This is a genomic window from Protofrankia sp. Cr1 (assembly GCF_963555865.1).
Lineage (GTDB): Bacteria > Actinomycetota > Actinomycetes > Frankiales > Frankiaceae > Protofrankia.
Genome location: NZ_CAUVXO010000287.1, coordinates 2,696 through 4,200 on the forward strand (window position 1 = coordinate 2,696; position 1,505 = coordinate 4,200).

A 1,505-nucleotide genomic window follows, 5' to 3' on the forward strand; every position below is an offset into this window, starting at 1 on the left:
ATCCGCGACAACGACTGATGCGGGCATCCCGGCCGCCAGCGACGAGCACTCGCTGTCCGTCGGCCCGGACGGCCCGCTGCTGCTCCAGGACCACTATCTGGTCCAGAAGATGGCGCAGTTCAACCGGGAACGGGTGCCCGAGCGGGTCGTCCATGCCAAGGGGGGCGGTGCGCACGGTTACTTCGAGGTGACCGCGGACGTCACCCCCTACACGAGGGCCGCGTTCCTCGCCGAGGTGGGCAGGCGCACGGACGTGTTCGTCCGCTTCTCCACGGTGGCGGGGGAGCTCGGCAGCGCTGACACGGTTCGTGACCCGCGTGGCTTCGCGATCAAGTTCTACACCGAGGAGGGTAACTACGACCTGGTCGGCAACAACACGCCGATCTTCTTCGTACGCGACCCGAGTAAGTTCCAGGACTTCATCCACTCGCAGAAGCGGCGTGCCGACAACCACCTGCGGGACAACAACATGCAGTGGGACTTCTGGACGCTGTCACCCGAATCCGCCCACCAGGTGCTGATCCTGATGAGCGACCGCGGGACGCCACGCTCCTGGCGCAACATGAACGGTTACGGCAGTCACACATTCATGTGGGTGAACGCGGCTCGTGAACGGTTCTGGGTGAAGTACCACTTCAAGACCGAGCAGGGCATCGACACCTTCACCGACGCTGAGGCGAAGGCGACGGTGTCGGTCGATCCCGACTATCACATTCGTGATCTCGCATCGGCTGTAGATGCCGGTGAATATCCGTCCTGGCGGCTGGAAATACAGATCATGCCGTTCGCGGCTGCCGCCACCTACCGTTTCAACCCGTTTGACCTGACCAAGGTCTGGCCACACGCGGACTACCCGCCGATCACGATCGGACGCATGGTCCTGAACCGCAATCCCGGCGATTACTTCACCGAGGTGGAGCAGGCGTCGTTCGAGCCGGCGAACATGGTGGCGGGGATCGGCCCGAGTCCGGACAAGATGTTGCTCGGCCGGCTGTTCTCCTACCCGGACACGCATCGTCACCGGATTGGCCCGAACTACCTGCAACTACCGATCAACCGTCCGAAGTCGCCGGTCAACTCCTACAACAAGGACGGCGCAATGCGCTACGAGCCGTCCCGCGACCCGGTGTACGCGCCGAACAGCTACGGCGGCCCCAGGGCCGACGCGGCCCGGTACGCCGACGACGCCGTGTGGGAGGCCGACGGCGAGTTCGTCCGGTCGGCATACACGCTGCGGCGGGACGACGACGACTTCGGCCAGGCGGGCACGCTGTATCGAGACGTGATGTCCGACACCGACCGCGACCACCTGGTGGGCAACATCGTCGGGCATGCGTCCCAGGATGTTCAGGCCGAGGTCCAGCGGCGTGTCGTCGAGTACTGGCGCCAGGTCGATCCGGACCTCGGCGCGCGGGTCGCCAAGGGTCTGGGCGTCGGCTGACCCACCGGCGCCGGCCACAACATCAAGGACTCCGGGTCGGACGGGAAGCACAGGCACTGGCAGG

General features: G+C 65.4%; 1 protein-coding gene. It reads left to right on the plus strand.

Going from position 1 to position 1,505, the window contains the following annotated elements:
• Window positions 1-1,441, plus strand: a 1,441-nt coding sequence (locus tag U9980_RS19160; protein ID WP_322769182.1) for a catalase, incomplete at its 5' end; no start/stop codon positions are given.
• Window positions 1,442-1,505 lie beyond the last annotated feature (64 nt).